Genomic DNA, 20,482 nt, shown 5'->3' on the forward strand with positions numbered 1-20,482 from the left:
GAACTCGGCAATTTACCTCCGTAACTTCGGGATAAGGAGGCCTTCGGTTTGGGCAACCAGATCGGAGGGGCACAGACCAGGGGGTGGCAACTGTTTAACAAAAACACAGGGCTCTGCGAAATCGCAAGATGACGTATAGGGTCTGACGCCTGCCCGGTGCCGGAAGGTTAAGAGGAGAGGTTCACGCCTTGAATTGAAGCCCCGGTAAACGGCGGCCGTAAATATAACGGTCCTAAGGTAGCGAAATTCCTTGTCGGGTAAGTTCCGACCTGCACGAATGGCGTAATGACTTCCCCGCTGTCTCCAACGTCAGCTCAGTGAAATTGAATTCCCCGTGAAGATGCGGGGTTCCTGCGGTCAGACGGAAAGACCCCGTGCACCTTTACTGTAACTTTGCATTGGCATTCGTGTCGGCATGTGTAGGATAGGTGGTAGGCTATGAAGCATGGGCGCCAGCTCGTGTGGAGCCACCCTTGAAATACCACCCTTATCGTCATGGATGTCTAACCGCGATCCGTCATCCGGGTCCGGGACAATGCATGGTAGGCAGTTTGACTGGGGCGGTCGCCTCCCAAAGAGTAACGGAGGCGCGCGATGGTGGGCTCAGACCGGTCGGAAATCGGTCGTCGAGTGCAATGGCATAAGCCTGCCTGACTGCGAGACAGACAAGTCGAGCAGAGACGAAAGTCGGTCATAGTGATCCGGTGGTCCCGAGTGGGTGGGCCATCGCTCAACGGATAAAAGGTACGCCGGGGATAACAGGCTGATAACCCCCAAGAGTCCATATCGACGGGGTTGTTTGGCACCTCGATGTCGGCTCATCACATCCTGGGGCTGGAGAAGGTCCCAAGGGTTCGGCTGTTCGCCGATTAAAGTGGTACGTGAGCTGGGTTCAGAACGTCGTGAGACAGTTCGGTCCCTATCTGCCGTGGGTGTAGGAGTATTGAGAGGATTTGTCCCTAGTACGAGAGGACCGGGATGAACATACCTCTGGTGGACCTGTTGTGGCGCCAGCCGCAGTGCAGGGTAGCTATGTATGGACGGGATAACCGCTGAAGGCATCTAAGCGGGAAACCCACCTCAAAACCAGTGCTCCCTCGAGAGCCGTGGAAGACGACCACGTTGATAGGCCGGGTGTGGAAGCAGGGCGACCTGCGTAGCTTACCGGTACTAATCGCTCGATTGGCTTGATCGCTCTCATTTATCAATGCCCATCTTTTGCGCGTGTTCTTATCCGAAAACCGCTACGCACTTTTCGGGAACACGCGAAGATGGATGATGGAAAGACAAAGCGCACAGCGCCCGTTTGCTTCGATGTGTTTCGCCGGCCTGGTGGCCTTCGGCGAAGCGATCAGACCCGATCCCATCCCGAACTCGGCCGTCAAACGCTTCCGCGCCAATGGTACTATGTCTCAAGACCTGGGAGAGTAGGTCGTCGCCAGGCCTGCCAAACACATCGCTTCCTTCCTCTTCCGATCCCAAACCAAAAGCGCCGCTCCAAAAAAGCGGCGCTTCTCGCTTGTCGCGGGGTGGAGCAGCCCGGTAGCTCGTCAGGCTCATAACCTGAAGGTCGCAGGTTCAAATCCTGCCCCCGCATCCAAGCTGACGTTTCCCCAGCAGATCCCTGTAATAAAAAGCCTTTTCGCCGCGCCGAAAGGCGTCGGCAGAACTCGACCCGGCATCGTGCGCCGGCGCGGCCCCACGCCGCGGGCGATCCGTTCTCGGCGAGCGCGCACGCGATCGAGGCGCAACTGCGCGCCGCCTTCTATTGCGAACAGATTGCTGGAAAGGAATGGTTGCAGGACAATCGCTGCTCACTTGCCTGCAAGCAATTGCGGGGCTGTCGCTGCCTTTGGCTCCGCAATTCTCAGGGGAAGGACGCCATGCAGCCTTCAGGCCGCGCCGCAGCGCGAAGCAATCAAGCCTTCCTGACGAACTCCGATTTTAGGTAGATCGCGCCAATCCCATCGATTTTACACGCGATATTGTGACCATCGACAGCATCGTCGACCAAGCGGATGTTTTTGACCTTGGCGCCGCTTTTAACGGTCGAGGATGATCCCTTGACCTTCAAATCCTTGATCAGGCTTACCGTATCGCCCGTCGCCAGCAGATTGCCATTTGCGTCGCGCACACCTTCGCCTTGCGCTGGAGCTTCAGGCGCAGCCTGCGCTTCGCTCCACTCATGCGCGCATTCCGGGCAAGTCCACAAAGCGCCATCCTGGTAAGCATATTCCGAACCGCATTTTGGACACTTCATGTCTATCCATTTCCTGTGTCTTAGAGCGCATTCCGCAAAAGTTGAAAGACCTCTGCGATAAGGATGCGCTCCAGCTTTTTGAATCTGCAAGCTTTCCTATCACTCGCATGATTTCTATGCGAGCGGAAAGCGCGCTAGAGGGAAGTAGCTTCTCCTACTCTATCCGTGGCCGAAACGGAACCGGCGCAGGCGCGTCCCGCAGTCGGATTTAGGCGGCTGATCGTGAGGCCGGGCCGCCTCCAAATTCCAACTTTCCAGTAATTGACCTACGAAAAATCAGAATTTCAGATCGCCAAGACTTCGAAGGCATGGGCCGCTCCGAAAGTGGCGGTGCGCCAAACTCCCACGCTCGGATCGCTACGATTACGGCTTCCTCCAGCCGCGCCTGTTCGAGCAGGTTCGTGCTGCGTTTATGGAATGGCGCAGAACGCAAAAGGGAAGAAGACGCCCCCGAAGGAATATGCGCGCCGGTGCGCCCCTCCGCAAAAATCCCGCTGGCGCCCTTTTCTCGAAGGCCGCGGACTTTAGGTTTGGCCCTTGGGAGGCCTGCGCGAGGAGGGCGCAACGATGGCGGAAGACAAAGTGGTCGTCGGTGTCGTAGCTCTGCTTTACTTTGCCGCCTTCGTCGAGATTTTCGTCGCGGGATGGTGAGGCGCAGGGGTGCTGCGCCTGTTGGTCGCGACGACGAAGGGCCGTCAAAGGCTCGGCGGAACCTTGCGTCCCTGAGGAATCATGAACCAATGCAGCAGGGCGAAGCCGGCGGAAATGAGCCCTGATCCATAGACGAGGGTCGCAATTTTCGGATCTTTGATTCCGTAGCTCACGATCGCCAGCAACAAGCCAAGGATGGCGACTGCCAAGGGGGTCGAACTCCGCGCGCTCATTTTACTTTAGCCTTGTTCAATTCGAGTTGTGACGGTCGCCTTCGCGACAGATTCCGCACCATGAGCTGGATAGTATCCATCAAGCAGGCATGAATGGGGCGGCGGCCCTTGCGAGCTTACGGGACGTGAAAAACCTGCCCGGGCTCAGACGCGCTTTTCGTCGACAACATGTTGTCCGGTTGTGGCTGGGGCGGGAGGATTCGAACCTCCGTATGGCGGAATCAAAATCCGCTGCCTTACCACTTGGCGACGCCCCAAAGCGCTCGCTCTCCATAATGCGGCCGGCGCCGCTCTGCAACCCGGGAGTATGGCATTTGGCTCAAGACCACGCCTCGAGCCGCGCCAGCCTGGGGAATTTCTTGGATTGGTGGCGCTCCATGCGCCCGAGCACTTCGCGCAAGAAGCGCACGCCCTGCGGCAGATAGCTGCCCTTGTTGAGCATGACGCAATCGGCGCGCTGCGCCATGGCGGCGTCGGTTGTCTCGGGGCGGCTGGCGACGCCTTCGTGGACGAATTGATCGAGCACCTGGGTCGCCCAGATGACCGGGACATGCGCGGCCTCGCAGAGCCAGAGAATCTCCTCCTGCATCTCCGAAAGACGGACGAAGCCGACTTCCACGGCGAGGTCGCCGCGCGCGATCATCACGGCGGCGGGACCGCGCGCCGCCGCGGCCACGATCAGTCTTGGAAGGTTGCGGATCGCGCGCGGCGTCTCGATCTTGAGCACCAGGCCCTGCCGGGGCGCATCCGGGCGCCGGGCGGCAAGCTCACGATCGAGCAAAGCGATGTCCTCGACCCGCTGGACGAAGGAGAAGCCGACAAGGTCGGCGAGCTTTGCGACGGCGTCGAGATCGGCGAGATCCTTGGGCGTCAGCGGCGAAAGATCGAGGTCGACGGCGGGGAGATTGACGCCCTTGCCGGGTTTGAGCCGCAGCCCCTTGGCGCGCGCCGCGGTGATCTCGATCTCGACGCCGTCGCTCTCGCGGGCGAGAACGCGGCCCGAGGCCTTGCCGTCGTCGAAGGAAATCTCGGCGCCCGCCTGGAGTTGGCCGACGATGCGCGGGAAATTCAACGCCGCGGCGATCCCCTTGCCGCGCTTATCGAGTTGATCGACGAGGCGCAGGCGGTCGCCGGCGAAGAGGCGGCATTTCTCGGGCCCGCGCACCTCTTCCAAGCGCAGCTTGGGGCCGGCGACGTCCATTAGCACGCGGCAGGGCCGCCCGAGCCGCTCGGCGGCCGAGCGGACATGGCCCGCCATGCGCTTCCAGGCGGCGGCGTCGTCGTGTGCGCAATTGATCCGGGCGCAATCCATACCCGCGTCGATCAGCGCTGCGACGAGGCCGGGGTCGTCCGCGGCTTCGCTCGGCAAGGTCGCCATAATGCGGGTGCGCGTGTCGCCGTCGCCGAATATCTGGTCGCAAGCGGCGGCGAGGGCGTCGTCGCTTCGGCGCGCGGGATAAGCCGCGGTCTCTCCGCAGAGCCGGCGCAGAGTCGCGAGAAGCGCATCGAGCGCGCCGAGCACATCCGCTTCGCTCCGCCCGAGCGAGGAGAGGCCGTAAGAAGCGAGGCGCAATTGCAGCGCGATCAGGTTGCGCCCGCGCAGGGCGAGGTAATAAGCAAGGTTGCGGGCGCCGGGCATCGCCGCCGCTGCGGCGCCCCAATCGGCGAGGCGCGCGTCGCCTTCCGTTTGGACTGCCTCGCGCAGGGCCGCGACGTCGTCGCGCAGCCTCCTGAGATCGCGCTCGGTCGTGTCCATCAGCTCACCGCCTCCTCGCGTGATTTAAGCATGAGCGAAGCGACAGGACTGTTACACGGCGTCGTTCCGCTCCGCCGTCATTGCGAGGAGGCGAAGCCGACGAAGCAACCCAGGGCAGCAACGCGGCCCTGGATTGCTTCGCTTCGCTCGCAATGACGGCGGCTCTAAAGGCGCATTAATGCGCCGGCGCGGCCTCGCCGGAGAGGCGCTGCAACCGCGACTCTTCCAGATCGAGCTCCGCTTCGATCGCGTGCAGCGTCGCGTCGTGGATGTCTCCGGCGCGATGCAGGCGCAAAAGCTCCGCGCGCGCGCCGCCGACGGCGGCGAGCGCCATGGCGAAATGGGCGCGCTTGGTTTCAATCAGCGCGTCGCCCTCGCGCTGGGCGCGCTGGTGGATCGTCACGCGGCGCCGGTAATCTTCGAGCAGCATGGGATGCCGTTCCTTGCCGTCCCCATCGACTTCGGCCGCAACCACGAGAATCGCCGCCTGATAGACCTTCTCGCGCGCCGCATGGTCGTCGAGATGCGCGACCGCGCCGGGGGGACGGGCGGTCGGCTTCAGCCAATCGACGAGTGGGCCGAGCGTTGCGCCTTGCAAAAGCACGGTGACGGCGATGACGACGAAGGTCGCCAGCACGATGAAATCCCGGCCGGGAAAATCGGCCGGTAAAGCGAGCGCCGCGGCGAGACTCACGACGCCGCGCATGCCCGCCCAGCCGACGACGATGGGGACGGAGACGGACGGGCAGGGGTCATAATTGCGCACGGCGGGCGCGAGGCGCGGCAGATAAGTGGCGGGGAACACCCAGACAAAGCGCGCGCCGATGACGGCGGCGGTGACGATCAACGCGTCGACAACGGCCGAGGCGGCGGCCGCATTGAAGCCGCCGAGTCCTTCGACGACCTTGCGCAGCGCCAGCCCGATCAGGATGAAAACCATCGCTTCCATGACGAAGACGGCGGCGCGCCAGACCGTCTGCATCTCGATGCGGCTTTGCGCATCGAGAATGGCGTGCTGGGCCCAGCCCATCAGGAGTCCGGCCGTCACCACGGCCAATACGCCGGAGACATGCAGCGCCTCGGCGCCGACATAGGTCGCCCAAGAGATGAGGAAGCTTGCGAGAATGAGGAGCTGCGTGTCGCGCAGGCGCGACATGGCGCCGTTGGCGAAGAGGCCCGCGACGAGGCCGACGGCGACGCCCCCCGCCGACAGGCGGCCGAACATGATCGCGGCGTCCGACCAGTCGAAGACGCCGGTGAGCGCGGCGGCCGCCGCCAGGCGGTAGAGCATGAGGCCGGAGGCGTCGTTGACGAGACTCTCGCCTTCGAGAATGGTCACGAGCCGCGGCGGGACCGGGACGCGCTGCAAAACAGCTTTGGCGGCGACGGCGTCGGGCGGCGAGACGATGGCGCCCAGGCAAAAGCCGGCCGCGAGCGGCAGCTCTGGCAGCAACGCATGCACGACGAGGCCGACGACGAGCGTGGTGAAGATCACCGCGCCGATGGCGAGCATCAGAATCGGCCGCAGATTGGCTTTGAAATCGCGCCAGACGGTGAAATAGGCGCTCGCCTGCAGCAGCGGCGGCAGAAAGAGCGTCAGGATGAATTCCGGGTCGATCGTGAAGGGCGGCTTGGCGGGGGTGAGCGCCAGCGCCATGCCGCCGATGACATAGGCGGCGGCGGGCGGCATCCTCAGATGCTTGGCGACAAGCGACAAAAGCAGCGCGGCAATGAGCAGCGCGAGAAGGATCGTGAAAGGGGCGTGGGTCATATCGCTCCCAGCCTAGAGCATGAGCGGCGCCGATTGAAAGGCGGGCGTTGTAGGAAATTGGTTCGATTGGCTCGTGTCATACCATTTCCGTTTGAACAGCTCGCATTGGGCCTTGTCATTCCCGGCGGGCTTTCAGTCCGCCGGGAATGACAGGGGCCCGGTGTGAGCGGTTCAAGCGGAAATAGCGCTAGACCGATACGGTTCCGGCGCTCGCCGCAGCGGCGCGCAGCGCCGCGATATTGCCGGCAAATTGGGAGGGCCCGCCACGGAAGGCCGCCGAGCCCGCCACCAGCGCGTCGGCGCCGGCTTCGACAATGGCGGGGGCGGTCTCGGGCGTCACGCCGCCATCGACTTCGAGGCGAATAGGGCGGGGGCCGATCATCTCGCGGATGGCGCGAATTTTGGCGAGCTGGGCGGGGATGAAGCTCTGGCCGCCGAAGCCCGGGTTGACGCTCATGACGAGGATGAGGTCGATGTCGTCGAGCACATATTGCAGCGCGCTCTCATGCGTCGCCGGATTGAGCGAGACCCCCGCCTTCTTGCCGCGCGCGCGAATGGCTTGCAGCGAGCGATGCAGATGCGGGCCGCCTTCGGCATGGACCGTGATGATGTCCGCGCCGGCGTCGGCGAAGGCGCCGATATAGGGGTCGATGGGCGAGATCATCAGATGCACGTCGAGCGGCAGCTTGGTGTGCGGCCGCAGCGCCGCGACCACGGCGGGGCCGAAGGTGATGTTGGGCACAAAATGCCCGTCCATCACGTCGAGGTGAATCCAGTCGGCGCCAGCAGCCTCCATGGCGCGGGTCTCCTCGCCGAGCCTGGCGAAGTCGGCGGAGAGGATGGAAGGGGCGATGATGGTGTCGGGCGACAAGGGCGGTTTATCCTATTCGTCGAAGAGGTCCGCATGCGATCCAGTGCGGGCGAGCTGCAGTTCCTCGCCTTCGATGCGGTAAATCAGCAGCCAGTCGGGCTCAATATGCAGATCGCGAAAACCTTTCCATTCGCCTTTCAAAGGATGGTCGCGATAATCGGGCGAAAGCGCCGCGCCTTCGAGCAAGAGCAGGAGGACGGCTTTGAGCTTGTCGAGGTCTTTGCCGCGCCTCTCGGCGAGCTTCACATCCTTTTTGAAGCGCCCGGACCGGACCGGCGTCAGCATTCAAAGATCCAGGTCTTTGTAAAGCTCGGTCGCGTTGCTGAACCGCTCCCCCTTGCCGGAAGCCAATTCGTTCATCGCCTCGACGGTTTCGGCGTTTGGCGCGCCGGTTTCGAAAGGCAGGCGCTGCTGATCGACAATGCGCAGCATCAGCAGGCGGATGGCGTCCGAGATCGACAGGCCCATCCCCTCCAGGACGGCGGCGGCGCGTCTTTTCGTCTCCGAGTCGATCCGGGCCTGGACGATTTCATCCGAGGACATGTGAGGGCTCCCAATCGTCTGCTGAGGATATTAATCTCGAGGAGGGCCCATTCAAGCCTGAAAGCACCTTGAGCGGAGCAAACCCGCCAAAAGGAAATAGGCATGACTATTTCGGCTGAATCGCTGCGTTTCGACGATGACAGCATGGGGGTCGAATTGTCCGATGGGCGAGTCTTGGGCGTGCCGCTCGCTTGGTTCCCGCGCCTTCTCAATGCAACGCCCAGACAGCGCCTCGCCTTCGAGATTAGCCGTGAAGGGCTGCACTGGGATGAACTGGCGAGGATATTTCGATCGCGGGGCTATTGGCGGGAAAAAGCGATTAGGCGACGGCTGGAGACGCGGCGGGCGCGTTGAAAAACGGGCGCAGAAGAAGCAGTCAGCTAGTCCAGTTCAAGTATTTCACGGTGAAGTCTGCGAGATAAGCTATTGAATTTAGCCTGTTTTGCGCGGAGCTTTTCCACGTCTCCACCCTTGTTGCTGAACCACGTCAGAATTTCCTTGTGCAACTCATCGAATGCCGCAAGCAGGTCGTCTCCATTTCGCGGCGCAAGGGGGACGAACTTCTCCAGCCTAAGCCGTTCAATGGCAAGAAAATAAGCGGTGTCTCTTATATACTGATCAAATTTCTTAAGCTCTTCGTCGATGTCCCCCGTTACGAAGGAGTCTTTGTTTTTTAGTTTGAAGTATGTGGCTACTACAGATGTCGCCTTCTCATCTATGTCACTTGACGATTTTGCGAACTCGTCGGCCCATTGCTTTGCAAGAGCAGAGCTTCGTTCGGCGAGCTTATTCTGTTTCTGAATTGTCGAATTGATGATAAATCCAAACGCTGCAATGATAAACGGTGTGGCGATTGATGCTATATCCTTGAAATGAGCTAAAAAGTCCATAGTATAGTTCACCGCTCGATTGTAGTCGATTGCAATAATGACTTTGTCGAAAAGGCGGCTGCGCGCTCGAACGGAATCGAGCGAACTCCATTCCATCCTCGGCCGGGAGCCCCGGCCGAGGTACGTCGTCAAACCCTCACTCCGCCGCCTTCTTCGTCGCGAACTGCGGATCGAGCGCGCCGCTGGCGTAGCGCTTGGCCATCTCCGCCATTGGCACGGGCTTGATCTTGCTCGCCTGGCCGGCCGTGCCGAATTCCTCGTAGCGCTGCTTGCAGACCTTCACCATGGCCTCCTGCGCGGGCTTCAAATATTTGCGCGGGTCGAATTCGCCCTTGTTCTTGTTCAGCGTCGCGCGGATGGCCGCCGTCATGGCGATGCGGCAGTCGGTGTCGATGTTGATCTTGCGCACGCCGAATTTGATGCCGCGCTGGATCTCCTCGACCGGCACGCCCCAGGTCTGGGGCATTTCGCCGCCGGCGGCGTTGAACGCGTCCTGCAGCTCCTGAGGCACGGAGGACGAGCCGTGCATCACCAGATGGGTGTTCGGCAGGCGGCGGTGGATTTCCTCGACCACCTTCATCGCGAGGATCGCGCCGTCGGGCTTGCGCGTGAACTTATAGGCGCCATGCGAGGTGCCCATGGCGATGGCCAGCGCGTCGACCTTGGTGCGGGCGACGAAATCCTCGGCCTGCGCCGGGTCGGTGAGCAACTGGTCGTGGCTGAGCTTGCCCTCGGCGCCGTGGCCGTCTTCCTTCTCGCCCTCGCCGGTTTCCAGCGAGCCGAGCACGCCGAGCTCGCCCTCGACCGAGGCGCCGACCCAATGGGCGAGATCGACGACGCGGCGGGTGACGTCGACATTGTATTGATAATCGGCGGGCGTCTTGCCGTCGGCCTTCAGCGAGCCGTCCATCATCACCGAGGAGAAGCCGAAGCGGATGGCGCTGGCGCAGGTGGCTTCGCTATTGCCATGGTCCTGGTGCATCACGATCGGGATGTCGGGATACATGGCGATGAGCGCCTCGATCATCTTGGCGAGCATGATGTCGTTGGCGTAATTGCGCGCGCCGCGCGAGGCCTGGATGATGACCGGCGCATCGACGGCGGAGGCCGCCTCCAGCACCGCGAGGCCCTGCTCCATATTGTTGATGTTGAAGGCGGGCACGCCATAGTCGTGCTCGGCGGCGTGATCGAGAAGCTGTCGCAGGGTGACGAGGGCCATTGGGAAGATTCTCCCTTATTAGAGGCGGATGCCGAGTGAAATAGCGGGAACTTGCGCGGTTATCTACATCGTACGGGAAACAAGGGCCAGCCGCGGCGAGGAGAGCTTGACAATCGTTCCCCGCCCGTCATGGCCGGGCTCGGTCCCGGCCATGACGGCGACCCGGAGGCAGGGAGGCGGAGAGAAAATCCGCCTCTAGGACATTCAGTGACTCTCGCGCAGGCCCACGTGGCGCTCGAGGCGGAGCAGGCGCTCCTCGAACTCGCTCAGCAGGACGCCGTGTCCCACCGCCGAGGAGTGATATTCCACCACAGCGCGGCGCAGCCCCACGATCTGGTCGGAGAGACGCTTTTCGAGGGTCAGCATGTCGGAGGCGATATCGGCGCGCAGCGAGTGCATCTCGGAACGAAGCTCAGTTTTGGCGTCGCCGATCTCGGCGTGAAGCTGGACTCGCAACGCGTCCACTTTCGCGTCGACGGCGTCAACTTTCTTATCGATCTTGCGCAGCAGCGCTAATGTGAGGTTTTCGGGTTCGTCGCTCAAAGCTGGGTCCATTATGCAAAATGCCTCGGCCGTCGGCCGGCCGAGGCACTCTAACACATCTCTTGCGGAGCTGCCCGTCCGGCGAAGCTCCGAACCCGCTCAGGCGCGGGCCGCCCCGACCAGCGCGACGCCCGCTTCCGCCACCGCTTCGGCCGTGATGCCGAAGTGCTTGTAAAGCTCCGGAGCCGGCGCGCTGGCGCCAAAGCCCGTCATGCCGATGAAGACGCTATGCTCGCCGAGCCAGCGGTCCCAGCCGAGCCGCGCCGCCGCCTCGACGCCGATGCGCGGGCCCTTGCCCAGCACCTGCGCGCGATAGTCGGCGGATTGCGCCTCGAACAGCTCCCAGCAGGGCATGGAGACGACCGCGGCCTTGACGCCCTTCGCGGCGAGGGCGTCGGCGCCGGCGAGCGCGATCTCGACCTCGGAGCCCGTGGCGAGGATCGTCACGTCGCGGCCGCCCTCCGGCTCGCGCACGACATAGGCGCCCTTGGCCGAAAGGTTTTCGGAGACGGGGCGATCCAGCGTCGGCAGGTTCTGGCGCGAGAGGCTGAGTAGGGAAGGGGTCGCCTTCTGCGCGATGGCAAGTTCCCAGCATTCCGCCGTTTCGATGGCGTCGGCCGGGCGGAAAACCAGCAGATTGGGCATGGCGCGCAGCGACGCCAGATGCTCGATCGGCTGATGGGTCGGGCCGTCCTCGCCCAGACCGATCGAGTCGTGGGTCAGCACGTAAATCACGCGCAGGCCCATGAGCGCCGAGAGGCGGATGCCGCCGCGCGCATAGTCCGAGAAAACCAGGAAGGTGCCGCCATAGGGCACGAAGCCGCCATGCAGCGCGATGCCGTTCATGGCCGCCGACATGCCGAATTCGCGCACGCCATAGTGGAGGTAGCGCCCAGAGAAATCGCCCGGCCGCACCGAGCCCATGCCCTTGGTGAGGGTGAAGTTGGAGTGGGTGAGGTCGGCCGAGCCGCCGATCGTCGCCGCCGTCGCCTCATTGATGACGCCGAGCGTCATTTCAGAGGATTTTCGGGTCGCGACCTTGGGCTTCTCGGCGGCGAGCGTCGCGCGGAACGCCGCGAGCGGGCCGGCGATTTCCGCCGCGACATCGTTCGACAGGAAGGTCTCGAAGGCGCGGCCCTTCGGCGAGGCGGCGAGGCGCTTCTCCCACGCTGCGCGCGCGTCCGCGCCGCGTTGGCCGGCGGCGCGCCAGGCGGAGAGGATCGGCTCCGGAACGTCGAAAGGCGTATGCGGCCAGAGCAGCGTCTCGCGGGCGGCGGCGACTTCCGTCGCGCCGAGCGGCGCGCCGTGGACCGACTCCTTGCCCTGCTTGCCCGGCGCGCCATAGCCGATCACCGTGCGGCAGGCGATCATCGAGGGGCGCGGGTCGGCCGTGGCGATCTCGATCGCCTTGGCCACAGCTTCCATATCGTGGCCGTCGACCCGCTGCGTATGCCAGCCGGCGGCGGCGAAGCGCGCGCATTGGTCTGTGGAGGTCGAGAGATCGGTCGGGCCGTCGATCGAGATCGAGTTGTCGTCCCAGAACACGATCATGCGGGAGAGCTTCAAGTGCCCCGCGAGGTCGATCGCCTCATGGCTCAGGCCCTCCATCAGACAGCCGTCGCCCGCGATGACATAGGTGTTGTGGTCGACGAGATCATCGCCGAAGCGCGCCGCGGTCAGGCGCTCGGCGATCGCCATGCCGACGGCGGTGGCGAGGCCCTGGCCCAGCGGGCCCGTGGTGGTCTCGACGCCCGGCGCATGGCCATATTCCGGATGCCCCGCCGTCGGCGCGCCGAACTGGCGGAAGTTTTCGAGATCGGCCTTGGTCATGCCCGGATAGCCGAGCAGATAGTGCAGGGCGTAGAGCAGCATGGAGCCGTGGCCGGCCGAGAGCACAAAGCGGTCGCGGTCGGGCCAATCCGGCTGGCTGGCGTCGAACTTCATGAAGCGCTGGAACAGCACGGTGGCGACGTCGGCCATGCCCATGGGCATGCCCGGATGGCCGGATTTGGCCTTTTCCACCGCGTCCATGGCGAGGGCGCGGATGGCGTTGGCGCAGCTACGCGCGTCGAGTTCGAGTGCTTTGGACATATTCCGTTCTTTCAGGTCGCGCTCTTACGGCGCTTTACGAGTTCGAGGATCCTCGGCGTGAGGATGAGCTGCATCGCGAGATCGAGCTTATTGCCGGGAATGACGATCGAATTGGCGCGCGACATCCAGCTCCCGGCGATCATCGTCACGAGATAGGGAAAGTCCACCCCGCGCGGCTCGCGGAAGCGGATGACGACGATGGATTCGTCAGGCGTCGGGATGGAGCGCGCCACGAAGGGGTTGGATGTGTCGACGGTCGGCGCCCGCTGGAAGTTGATGTCGGTCTCCGAGAACTGCGGGCAGATGTAATGCACATAGTCGTGCATGCGGCGCAGAATGGTCTCGGTCACGGCCTCGGTGGTGTAGCCGCGCGAGTTGCGGTCGCGGTGGAGCTTCTGGGTCCATTCGAGGTTAATGACCGGCACGACGCCGATCTTGAGATCGGCGTAGCGGGCGACATTGACCTCGTCGGTCACCACCGCGCCATGCAGCCCCTCATAGAAGAGGATGTCCGTATTGGGGGGCAGCTCCTGCCAATCGGTGAACTGCCCGGGCGGCACGGCGAGCTGGGCAGCCTCGTTCTCGTCATGGGCGTAGTGGCGGTAGCGGCCAGAGCCTGTCTCGCCATATTCGCGGAAGAGGTTCTCCAGCTCCGGGAGGAGATTGGCGTCGGAGCCGAAATGGCTGAAATGCGGATTGCCCTTGGCCTGCGCCTCGGCCATCCTGGCTTTCATCACGTCGCGGGGGTAGCGATGGAAGCTGTCGCCTTCGACATAGGCGACCTCGATGCGCTCACGGCGGAAAATCTGCTCGAAGGTCGCCTTGACCGAACTCGTGCCCGCCCCGGACGAGCCGGTGATCGAGATGATAGGGTGTTTGACCGACATCGGCGCGCGACCCAGTGAGTTCCTTTTCGAGCTTACGGCGATCTGCTGCAAGGCCCGCCGCGCTGGGCTTGTCGCATGCCTGTCCGGTAAAGGAAAGGCTTTCGAGGATTGGGCCCAAAGCAAAGAGGCGCGCGCCGCCGGAACGGCGCCGGTTCTCATCCCCGCGTTGGCGTGCTAAGGGGCGCAGGGCGGGTTTGGCCGCCCATCAGATCAAGGAGCACGGCTTGAGCAGGAACGTCCCGATGGCCCAGAAACAGGAAGAGGGCGGACTTCTGGAGACCGTCAAGGTCATCGTCCAGGCTCTGGCCATTGCGCTCGTCATCCGCACGCTGCTGTTCCAGCCGTTCAACATCCCCTCGGGGTCGATGATCCCGACGCTGCTCATCGGCGATTACGTCTTCGTCTCCAAATACGCCTACGGCTATTCGAACTATTCCATGCCTTTCGGGCCGAATGTGTTCTCCGGCCGCATTCTGGCCTCGCCGCCCAAGCGCGGCGACGTCGTGGTCTTCAAGCTGCCGCGCGACAATGAGACGGACTATATCAAGCGCGTGATCGGCATGCCCGGCGACCGCATCCAGATGATCGAGGGCCGCCTCTACATCAACGGCGTCGTCGTGCCGCGCGAGAAAATCGACAAGGCGCGGACCGAAAATCGCGAAGGGCAGGAGGTTCCGGTCGCGACCTATCGCGAGACGCTGCCGGGCGACGCCGAACATGCCGGGGTCGAGCATACGATCATCGAGATCGAGGGCGACCACGGCATCAACGACAACACCGAGCTCTTCGTCGTGCCGCCGGACCATTACTTCATGATGGGCGATAACCGCGACAACTCTACCGACTCGCGCATTGCGCCGGAGCTTGGCGGCGTCGGCTATGTGCCCTTCGTCAATCTCGTCGGCCGGGCCGAGGTCATTTTCTTCTCCGTGAAGAAGGACGAATCCGCGCTCGCCTTCTGGCGCTGGCCCTGGTCGGTGCGCTGGGATCGGCTCTTCAAGCCGGCGCATTGAGCGGACATAGATGGCGCGGAGCAAGCCCGATCTCTCGGCGCTGGAGGAGCGCATCGGGCACGCCTTCAAGGATAAGGCCCTGCTGCGCTGGGCGCTGACGCATGTCAGCGCCGCGACGCAGCGCCCGGATTCCTACGAGCGGCTGGAATTCCTGGGCGACCGCGTCCTGGGCCTTGCCGTTGCGCATATGATCTATGAGAGCTTTCCGGGCGACAGCGAGGGCGAGCTGTCCCGCCGGCTCGCTGCGCTGGTGCGCAAGGAGACCTGCGCGGAAGTCTCGGAAAGCTGGGGCGTCGGCCCTCATATGCGGCTCGGCGAGGGCGAGGCGCAGACGGGTGGGCGCAAGAAGCGCGCGATCCTTGGCGACGTCTGCGAGGCGATTATCGGCGCGGTCTTTCTCGATGGCGGCGCGCTGGCCGCGGAAGCCGTGGTGCGCGCGGCCTTCGGCCCGAAAATGCACGACGTCGGGCGCAGCCTGCGCGACGCCAAGACGGCGTTGCAGGAATGGGCCCAGGCCCGCCGGCTCGCGCCGCCGCGCTACCGGGTGGTGACGCGCAGCGGGCCGGACCACGCGCCCTCTTTCGAGCTGGCGGTGGAAATAGAGGGGTTCGAAGCCGCGATTGGCGCGGGAAGCTCCAAGCGCGCCGCCGAGCAGGCGGCCGCGGCGGCCTTCATGGCGCGCGAGGGCGTGCAGGAATAGGCTCTCATCCTTCCCAGATTCACAAGTCGGCGGCGTGATCCTCTTCCCTCCCCCTTGCGGGGAGGGTTAGGGTGGGGGTAGCCGCGATAGCAATCTGGATTGTCGACCCCCACCCCTAGCCCCTCCCCGCAAGGGGGAGGGGGACGCGGCGCCGGCGCCGCTTAAGGCCGGACCAACGAGAAAACGGGACCGAATTGACCGACACCAACGCCACGGAACAGGAACAGGATACGCGCTGCGGCTTTGCGGCGCTGGTCGGCGCGCCCAACGCCGGCAAGTCGACGCTGCTCAATCAGCTCGTCGGCGCCAAGGTCTCCATCGTCTCGCGCAAGGCGCAGACGACGCGGGCGCTGGTGCGCGGCATCGCCATCGACGGGCCGGCGCAGATCGTGCTCGTCGACACGCCCGGCATTTTCAAGCCCAAGCGTAAGCTCGATCGCGCCATGGTGGCGAGCGCGCTTTCCGGCGTCGCGGACGCCGATGTGGTGGCGCTGCTCGTGGACGCCCGCCGGGGCCTCGACGAGGAGGTCGAGGCGATCCTGACGCAACTCGCGCAAGCGAAAGCGCCCAAGGCGCTCGTCCTCAACAAGGTCGACGTCGTGCCGCGCGAAAAGCTGCTGGCGCTCACCGCGAAGCTCAACGAGCGCGCGAAATTCGAGGAGACTTTCATGGTCTCGGCGCTGACCGGCGACGGCGTTCAGGATCTGCTGCACGCCTTGGCGAAGCGCATGAAGCCGGGGCCCTGGCTCTATCCGGAAGACCAGCTCTCCGACGCGCCGCTGCGGCTGCTCGCCGCCGAGATCACGCGCGAGCAGATTTACGAGCGACTGCACGACGAATTGCCGTACCAGTCCACGGTCGAGACCGATATTTGGACCAACCAGAAGGATGGCTCGGCGCGCATCGAGCAGACCATCTATGTCGCGCGCGAAGGCCAGAAACGCATCGTGATCGGCGAGGGCGGCAAGACGATCAAGGCCATCGGAGCGGCGGCGCGTCGCGAGATCGCGGAAGCCGCCGAGCAGCCCGTGCATCTCTTCCTCTTCGTGAAGGTGCGCGAGAACTGGGCGGAGGACCCCGAACGCTATCGCGAAATGCGGCTCGATTATCCGAAAGGCGAATAATATCGGGCGAGTTGATTCGCGAGGGCGCCATGGCCAAGAAATCGAAAACGCTGACCGTCTACCGCTATCTCACCGGCCCCGACGACGCAGCCTTCTGCCACCGCGTGACGGAAGCGCTGAGCAAGGGCTGGCAACTCCACGGCGGACCGACGCTGACCTTCGATACCGCGCAAAACCGGGTGATTTGCGGGCAGGCGGTGATCAAGGATGTCGAGGGCGTGGAATACAGCCCGGAGATGAAGCTCTCGGAGCAGTGAGAGCGTAACCAACTGTGGTCGCGATCCCATCCCTCCCCCTTGCGGGGAGGGCAGGGTGGGGGTAGCCGCGATAACAATCCAGATTGTCGACCCCCACCCCTAACCCCTCCCCGCAAGGGGGAGGGAGATTAGATTGTCATCGCTGAGGCAACGGGGAACAGCCGAGAAACCCGGTCATGGAATGGCAGGACGAAGGCCTCGTCATTGGCGCCAGAAAGCACGGCGAGACCTCGGTCATCCTGGAGCTGATGACGCGCGCCCATGGCCGCCATCTTGGCGTCGTGCGCGGCGGGCGCTCCAAGGCCATGCGGCCTGTTCTCCAGCCCGGGAATCTCGTCGCCTCCACCTGGCGGGCGCGGCTCGAAGATCATATGGGCGCCTATGCCGTGGAGCCGCTCGCCTTGCGCGCCGCGCGCTATCTCGACCGCGCCGCGGCCCTGCATGGCGTAACGATGCTTGCGGCGCTGCTGCGTCTTCTGCCGGAACGCGATCCGCATGCGGCCTTGTTCGACATGGCCGAAGCCATCGCCGTGCGGCTCGATTCGCCCAACGCCGCCGCGCCGCTGATGGCGCAATTCGAGCTTGCGCTGCTTGGCGCCTTGGGATTTGGCCTCGATCTGGAACGCTGCGCCGTCACCGGAACGCGCGACGATCTCGCCTATGTGTCGCCGAAAACTGGCCGCGCGGTGAACCGGGGGGCCGCCGCGCCATGGCGCGATCGGCTGTTGCCCTATCCGCGCTTCCTGCAGGAAGAAACCGAAAACGCGGCCCCCGAAGAGATCGCGGACGCCTTCCGTTTGACGGGCTATTTCCTGACCCGCGACGTGCTCGCGCCGCGCGGCGCGGCTCTGCCGGCGTCGCGCGCGCTTTATATCGCCGCCTTGGGGTGAAGGATCAGCGCGCGTTGTCGCAGATGACGCGCGACTCGTGATTCGTCACGCCGTAACCCTCGTCCGTGTCGACCACGACCTCGCGGCAGACCGCCTGCATGCCGCTATCGTTGCGGGCTTGTTCCGTGCCGACCTGTTGATGATGGCGCGGCGCGCGCGCGGAATCATTGGCGGCGACCCTTGGGGATTCGAGGGCGAGCGCCGCGCCCGCCAATTGCGCCAAGCCAAGAATCATGAATGCTCTGAGGATCGATGCCATTCGGAAGCCACAGAAATTTATGAGGAAACTTGGCTCGGGGAAGCTGAGCCGGCGGTGTTGCCTTTTCTAGGGAGCGGGACGGCGCCCCGCAAGCGTTAATTTTCCACTGAGCCCGATAAGCGGTGAGAATCGCGTCGAGGGCTTGATTTGCCGTCACGTAGCGCGCTTGGCGCTTGCGCCGGCGCGTCGCTGCGCCTAGTACGGGCGAAAATCCAACAGAGGCGAAGGGTCGAATGGCGCAGAAAGGCGGCGCGGGAAAGGGCAAGGACGGCGGCGGCGAAAGCGTGGTGACGCCCGTCGATCTGCGCGAGGCGCTGGAAGAACGCTATCTCCGTTACGCCCTCTCGACGATCACCGACCGCGCCTTGCCCGACGCGCGCGACGGCTTGAAGCCCGTGCATCGGCGCATTCTTTACGGCATGCATGTGCTGCGGCTCGATCCCGGCGCGCCGTTCAAGAAATGCGCGAAGATCGTCGGCGACGTGATGGGCTCCTATCATCCGCATGGCGATCAGGCGATCTATGACGCGCTGGTGCGCCTCGCGCAGGATTTCTCCTCTCGCTATCCGCTCGTCGACGGACAGGGGAACTTCGGCAATATCGACGGCGATTCGGCCGCCGCCTATCGCTACACCGAGGCGCGCATGACCGCCGTCGCCCGCTCTCTGCTCGAGGGCATTGACGAGGACGCGATCGACTTCAAGCCCAATTACTCGGGCGAGGAGAAGGAGCCTGTCGTGCTCCCCTCGGCGCTGCCCAATATGCTGGCCAATGGCGCGCAGGGCATTGCGGTGGGCATGGCGACGTCCATTCCGCCGCATAATCTCGCCGAGCTGTGCGACGCCGCGCTCTATCTCATCTCGCATCGCGCCGCGACGAGCGAGCAATTGCTCACCTTCGTGCAGGGGCCGGATTTCCCCACGGGCGGCATCATCGTCGACAAGCGCGAGGAGATTATCGAGGCCTATCGCACCGGGCGCGGCTCCTTCCGCGTGCGCGCGCGCTGGGTGAAGGAAGAGCTGCCGCGCGGCGGCTGGGTGACGGTCGTCACCGAGATTCCTTACGGCGTGCAAAAATCGCGGCTGATTGAAAAGCTCGCCGAGCTGATTTCCGAGCGTAAGCTGCCGCTCGTCGCCGATGTGCGCGACGAATCGGCGGAGGATGTGCGCATCGTCTTCGAGCCGCGCGCGCGCAATGTCGATCCGGCGCTGATGATGGAGACGCTCTTCAAGCTCTCGGAGCTGGAGACGCGCTTCAGCATGAATATGAACGTGCTGGTCGACGGCGTGACGCCGCGCGTGGTTTCGCTCGACGAAGCGCTGCGGCAATGGCTCGATCATCGCCGAACGGTGCTGCAACGCCGCTCGCGTCATCGCCTCGCGGCGATCCTGCGCCGCATCGAGCAATTGGAAGGCATGATTGTCGTCTTCCTCAATCTCGATGAGGTGATCCGCATCATCCGCGAGGAGGACGACGCCAAGGGCGAGCTGAAGAGAGTCTTCAAGCTCACCGATCTGCAGGTCGACTATATCCTCGACACGCGGCTGCGCTCCTTGCGCAAGCTGGAAGAGATGGAGCTGCGCCGCGAGCTCGATGATCTCACCAAGGAACGCGCCGAGCTCGAAAGCCTGCTCGAGGACGAAGGCAAGCAGTGGAAGACCATTGCCGGACAGGTGCGCGACCTCAAAAAGCTCTATGGCCCACAGACGCCGGTCGGCAAACGCCGCACCACTTTCGAGGACGCGCCGGCGGCGGTCGATCTCGATCTCGCGGAGGCGATGATCGAGCGCGAGCCGATCACCGTTGTCGTGTCGAAGAAAGGCTGGATTCGCGCGCTCAAGGGCCACGTGCAGGATTTGTCGACGCTGCAATTCAAAGGCGACGACGCGCTGGACACGAGCTTCTTCGCGCAGACGACGACGAAGATTCTCGTGCTCGCGACAAACGGCAAGGCCTTTACGCTCGACGCCTCGAAACTGCCGGGCGGGCGCGGCCATGGCGAGCCGATCCGTCTTTACGCCGACATCGACGAAGGCGCGGATGTCGCGCGCGTGCTGCCGCATACGGCGGGGGCGTCGTTGCTGCTGATTGCGGATGACGGGCGCGGCTTCATCGTGGCGCAGGATGATCTCTTGTCATCCACGAAAAAGGGCCGCGCGGTTCTTTCCGTGGAGCCGCCCGCGAAACTGAAAGTGGCGACGGAAGCCGCGGGCGATCACGCGGCCATCATCGGCGAGAACAGGAAGCTCCTCGTCTTCCCGCTGGAAGAGGCGCCGCGCATGGCGCGCGGCAAGGGCGTGCGTATGCAGCGCTACAAGGACGGCGGCGTGGCGGATGCGAAAGTATTCTCGCTCGCCGACGGGTTGAGCTGGACGGATGCGGCTGGCCGCGTGTTCAACGTGGCGGCGGCGGAGCTGACGGAATGGATGGGGCATCGCGCGGAAGCGGGAAGGCTGCCGCCGAGAGGGTTCCCGAAGAATAACCGGTTTGGGTGACGGGGCGGTTGTCGCTCTCCGTCATTGCG

At 63.9% G+C, this 20,482-nt stretch carries 19 protein-coding genes, 2 tRNA genes, 2 rRNA genes and 1 pseudogene (1 of these 24 running past the window's edge); 10 read left to right on the forward strand and 14 right to left on the reverse strand.

Annotated elements, in window-relative coordinates:
* The 3 genes from QNA11_RS18210 to QNA11_RS18220 all read left to right on the forward strand — a co-directional run.
* Positions 1–1,195, forward strand: a 23S ribosomal RNA gene (locus QNA11_RS18210); it begins 1,745 nt to the left of the window's first position.
* A gap of 133 nt (positions 1,196–1,328) precedes the next feature.
* Positions 1,329–1,444: ribosomal RNA gene (rrf, locus tag QNA11_RS18215) — 5S ribosomal RNA — on the forward strand.
* Between the two features lie 79 nt (positions 1,445–1,523).
* A tRNA-Met gene (locus QNA11_RS18220) sits at positions 1,524–1,600 on the forward strand.
* Between the two features lie 318 nt (positions 1,601–1,918).
* Here the strand turns inward: QNA11_RS18220 and QNA11_RS18225 are convergent.
* The 8 genes from QNA11_RS18225 to QNA11_RS18260 form a co-directional block, all read right to left on the reverse strand.
* A complete protein-coding gene (locus tag QNA11_RS18225) occupies positions 1,919–2,260 on the reverse strand; it encodes a zinc ribbon domain-containing protein YjdM (RefSeq protein ID WP_283484240.1) in 342 nt (113 codons plus the stop codon).
* Between the two features lie 695 nt (positions 2,261–2,955).
* Complete coding sequence (locus tag QNA11_RS18230) at positions 2,956–3,144, reverse strand: hypothetical protein (RefSeq protein WP_283484098.1); 189 nt, start codon at positions 3,142–3,144, stop codon at positions 2,956–2,958.
* A 182-nt stretch (positions 3,145–3,326) separates the two neighbouring features.
* Positions 3,327–3,401: transfer RNA gene (locus tag QNA11_RS18235), tRNA-Gln, on the reverse strand.
* 62 nt (positions 3,402–3,463) lie between these two features.
* Positions 3,464–4,900 (reverse strand): pyruvate kinase, encoded by a 1,437-nt coding sequence (locus QNA11_RS18240; protein ID WP_283484099.1) that lies wholly within the window; start codon positions 4,898–4,900, stop codon positions 3,464–3,466.
* A 175-nt stretch (positions 4,901–5,075) separates the two neighbouring features.
* Positions 5,076–6,671: a Na+/H+ antiporter gene (locus QNA11_RS18245; protein WP_283484100.1), complete on the reverse strand. Its 1,596-nt coding sequence runs from the start codon at positions 6,669–6,671 to the stop codon at positions 5,076–5,078.
* A gap of 187 nt (positions 6,672–6,858) precedes the next feature.
* Positions 6,859–7,542 carry a ribulose-phosphate 3-epimerase gene (rpe, locus tag QNA11_RS18250; RefSeq protein WP_283484101.1) on the reverse strand — a complete coding sequence of 228 codons (684 nt, stop codon included), beginning with the start codon at positions 7,540–7,542 and terminating at the stop codon, positions 6,859–6,861.
* A gap of 12 nt (positions 7,543–7,554) precedes the next feature.
* Positions 7,555–7,827 carry a type II toxin-antitoxin system YafQ family toxin gene (locus QNA11_RS18255; RefSeq protein WP_283484102.1) on the reverse strand — a complete coding sequence of 91 codons (273 nt, stop codon included), beginning with the start codon at positions 7,825–7,827 and terminating at the stop codon, positions 7,555–7,557.
* Positions 7,828–8,085, reverse strand: coding sequence for a type II toxin-antitoxin system RelB/DinJ family antitoxin (locus QNA11_RS18260; RefSeq protein ID WP_283484103.1), 258 nt, complete (start codon positions 8,083–8,085; stop codon positions 7,828–7,830).
* Positions 8,086–8,187: 102 nt separating this feature from the next.
* On the opposite strand from QNA11_RS18260, the pseudogene QNA11_RS18265 reads away from it, so the two are divergent.
* Positions 8,188–8,408, forward strand: a pseudogene (locus tag QNA11_RS18265) (DUF2442 domain-containing protein).
* A 57-nt stretch (positions 8,409–8,465) separates the two neighbouring features.
* On the opposite strand, the gene QNA11_RS18270 reads toward QNA11_RS18265, so the two are convergent.
* The 5 genes from QNA11_RS18270 to QNA11_RS18290 form a co-directional block, all read right to left on the reverse strand.
* Positions 8,466–9,107, reverse strand: a complete 642-nt coding sequence (locus QNA11_RS18270) for a hypothetical protein (protein WP_283484104.1) — start codon at positions 9,105–9,107, stop codon at positions 8,466–8,468.
* Positions 9,108–9,111: 4 nt separating this feature from the next.
* On the reverse strand, positions 9,112–10,194 hold the full coding sequence (gene fba / locus QNA11_RS18275; protein WP_283484105.1) for a class II fructose-bisphosphate aldolase: 1,083 nt from the start codon (positions 10,192–10,194) through the stop codon (positions 9,112–9,114).
* Between the two features lie 204 nt (positions 10,195–10,398).
* The gene (locus QNA11_RS18280; protein WP_283484106.1) at positions 10,399–10,737 is read right to left on the reverse strand and encodes a hypothetical protein; all 339 of its coding nucleotides are present in this window, start codon (positions 10,735–10,737) and stop codon (positions 10,399–10,401) included.
* A gap of 99 nt (positions 10,738–10,836) precedes the next feature.
* Entirely contained in the window at positions 10,837–12,828 is a 1,992-nt protein-coding gene (gene tkt / locus QNA11_RS18285; protein WP_283484107.1) for a transketolase, read from the reverse strand.
* An 11-nt stretch (positions 12,829–12,839) separates the two neighbouring features.
* The gene (locus QNA11_RS18290; protein WP_202073917.1) at positions 12,840–13,715 is read right to left on the reverse strand and encodes a phosphoribulokinase; all 876 of its coding nucleotides are present in this window, start codon (positions 13,713–13,715) and stop codon (positions 12,840–12,842) included.
* Positions 13,716–13,957: 242 nt separating this feature from the next.
* On the opposite strand from QNA11_RS18290, the gene lepB reads away from it, so the two are divergent.
* From lepB to recO, 5 genes are all read left to right on the forward strand, one after another.
* Complete coding sequence (gene lepB, locus QNA11_RS18295) at positions 13,958–14,728, forward strand: signal peptidase I (RefSeq protein WP_283484241.1); 771 nt, start codon at positions 13,958–13,960, stop codon at positions 14,726–14,728.
* 10 nt (positions 14,729–14,738) lie between these two features.
* Positions 14,739–15,428, forward strand: coding sequence for a ribonuclease III (rnc, locus tag QNA11_RS18300; RefSeq protein ID WP_283484108.1), 690 nt, complete (start codon positions 14,739–14,741; stop codon positions 15,426–15,428).
* Positions 15,429–15,622: 194 nt separating this feature from the next.
* Positions 15,623–16,552, forward strand: coding sequence for a GTPase Era (gene era / locus QNA11_RS18305; RefSeq protein ID WP_283484109.1), 930 nt, complete (start codon positions 15,623–15,625; stop codon positions 16,550–16,552).
* A gap of 29 nt (positions 16,553–16,581) precedes the next feature.
* Entirely contained in the window at positions 16,582–16,809 is a 228-nt protein-coding gene (locus QNA11_RS18310) for a DUF1737 domain-containing protein (RefSeq protein WP_283484110.1), read from the forward strand.
* 176 nt (positions 16,810–16,985) lie between these two features.
* Positions 16,986–17,699: a DNA repair protein RecO gene (gene recO / locus QNA11_RS18315; RefSeq protein WP_283484111.1), complete on the forward strand. Its 714-nt coding sequence runs from the start codon at positions 16,986–16,988 to the stop codon at positions 17,697–17,699.
* Positions 17,700–17,703: 4 nt separating this feature from the next.
* Here the strand turns inward: recO and QNA11_RS18320 are convergent, their stop codons facing one another.
* Complete coding sequence (locus QNA11_RS18320; RefSeq protein WP_283484112.1) at positions 17,704–17,934, reverse strand: hypothetical protein; 231 nt, start codon at positions 17,932–17,934, stop codon at positions 17,704–17,706.
* Positions 17,935–18,191: 257 nt separating this feature from the next.
* Between QNA11_RS18320 and parC the strand changes: the two genes are divergently transcribed.
* Entirely contained in the window at positions 18,192–20,453 is a 2,262-nt protein-coding gene (gene parC / locus QNA11_RS18325; protein WP_283484113.1) for a DNA topoisomerase IV subunit A, read from the forward strand.
* Positions 20,454–20,482 lie beyond the last annotated feature (29 nt).

The sequence above is a fragment of the Methylocystis sp. JR02 genome (assembly GCF_030063565.1).
Taxonomy (GTDB): domain Bacteria; phylum Pseudomonadota; class Alphaproteobacteria; order Rhizobiales; family Beijerinckiaceae; genus Methylocystis; species Methylocystis iwaonis.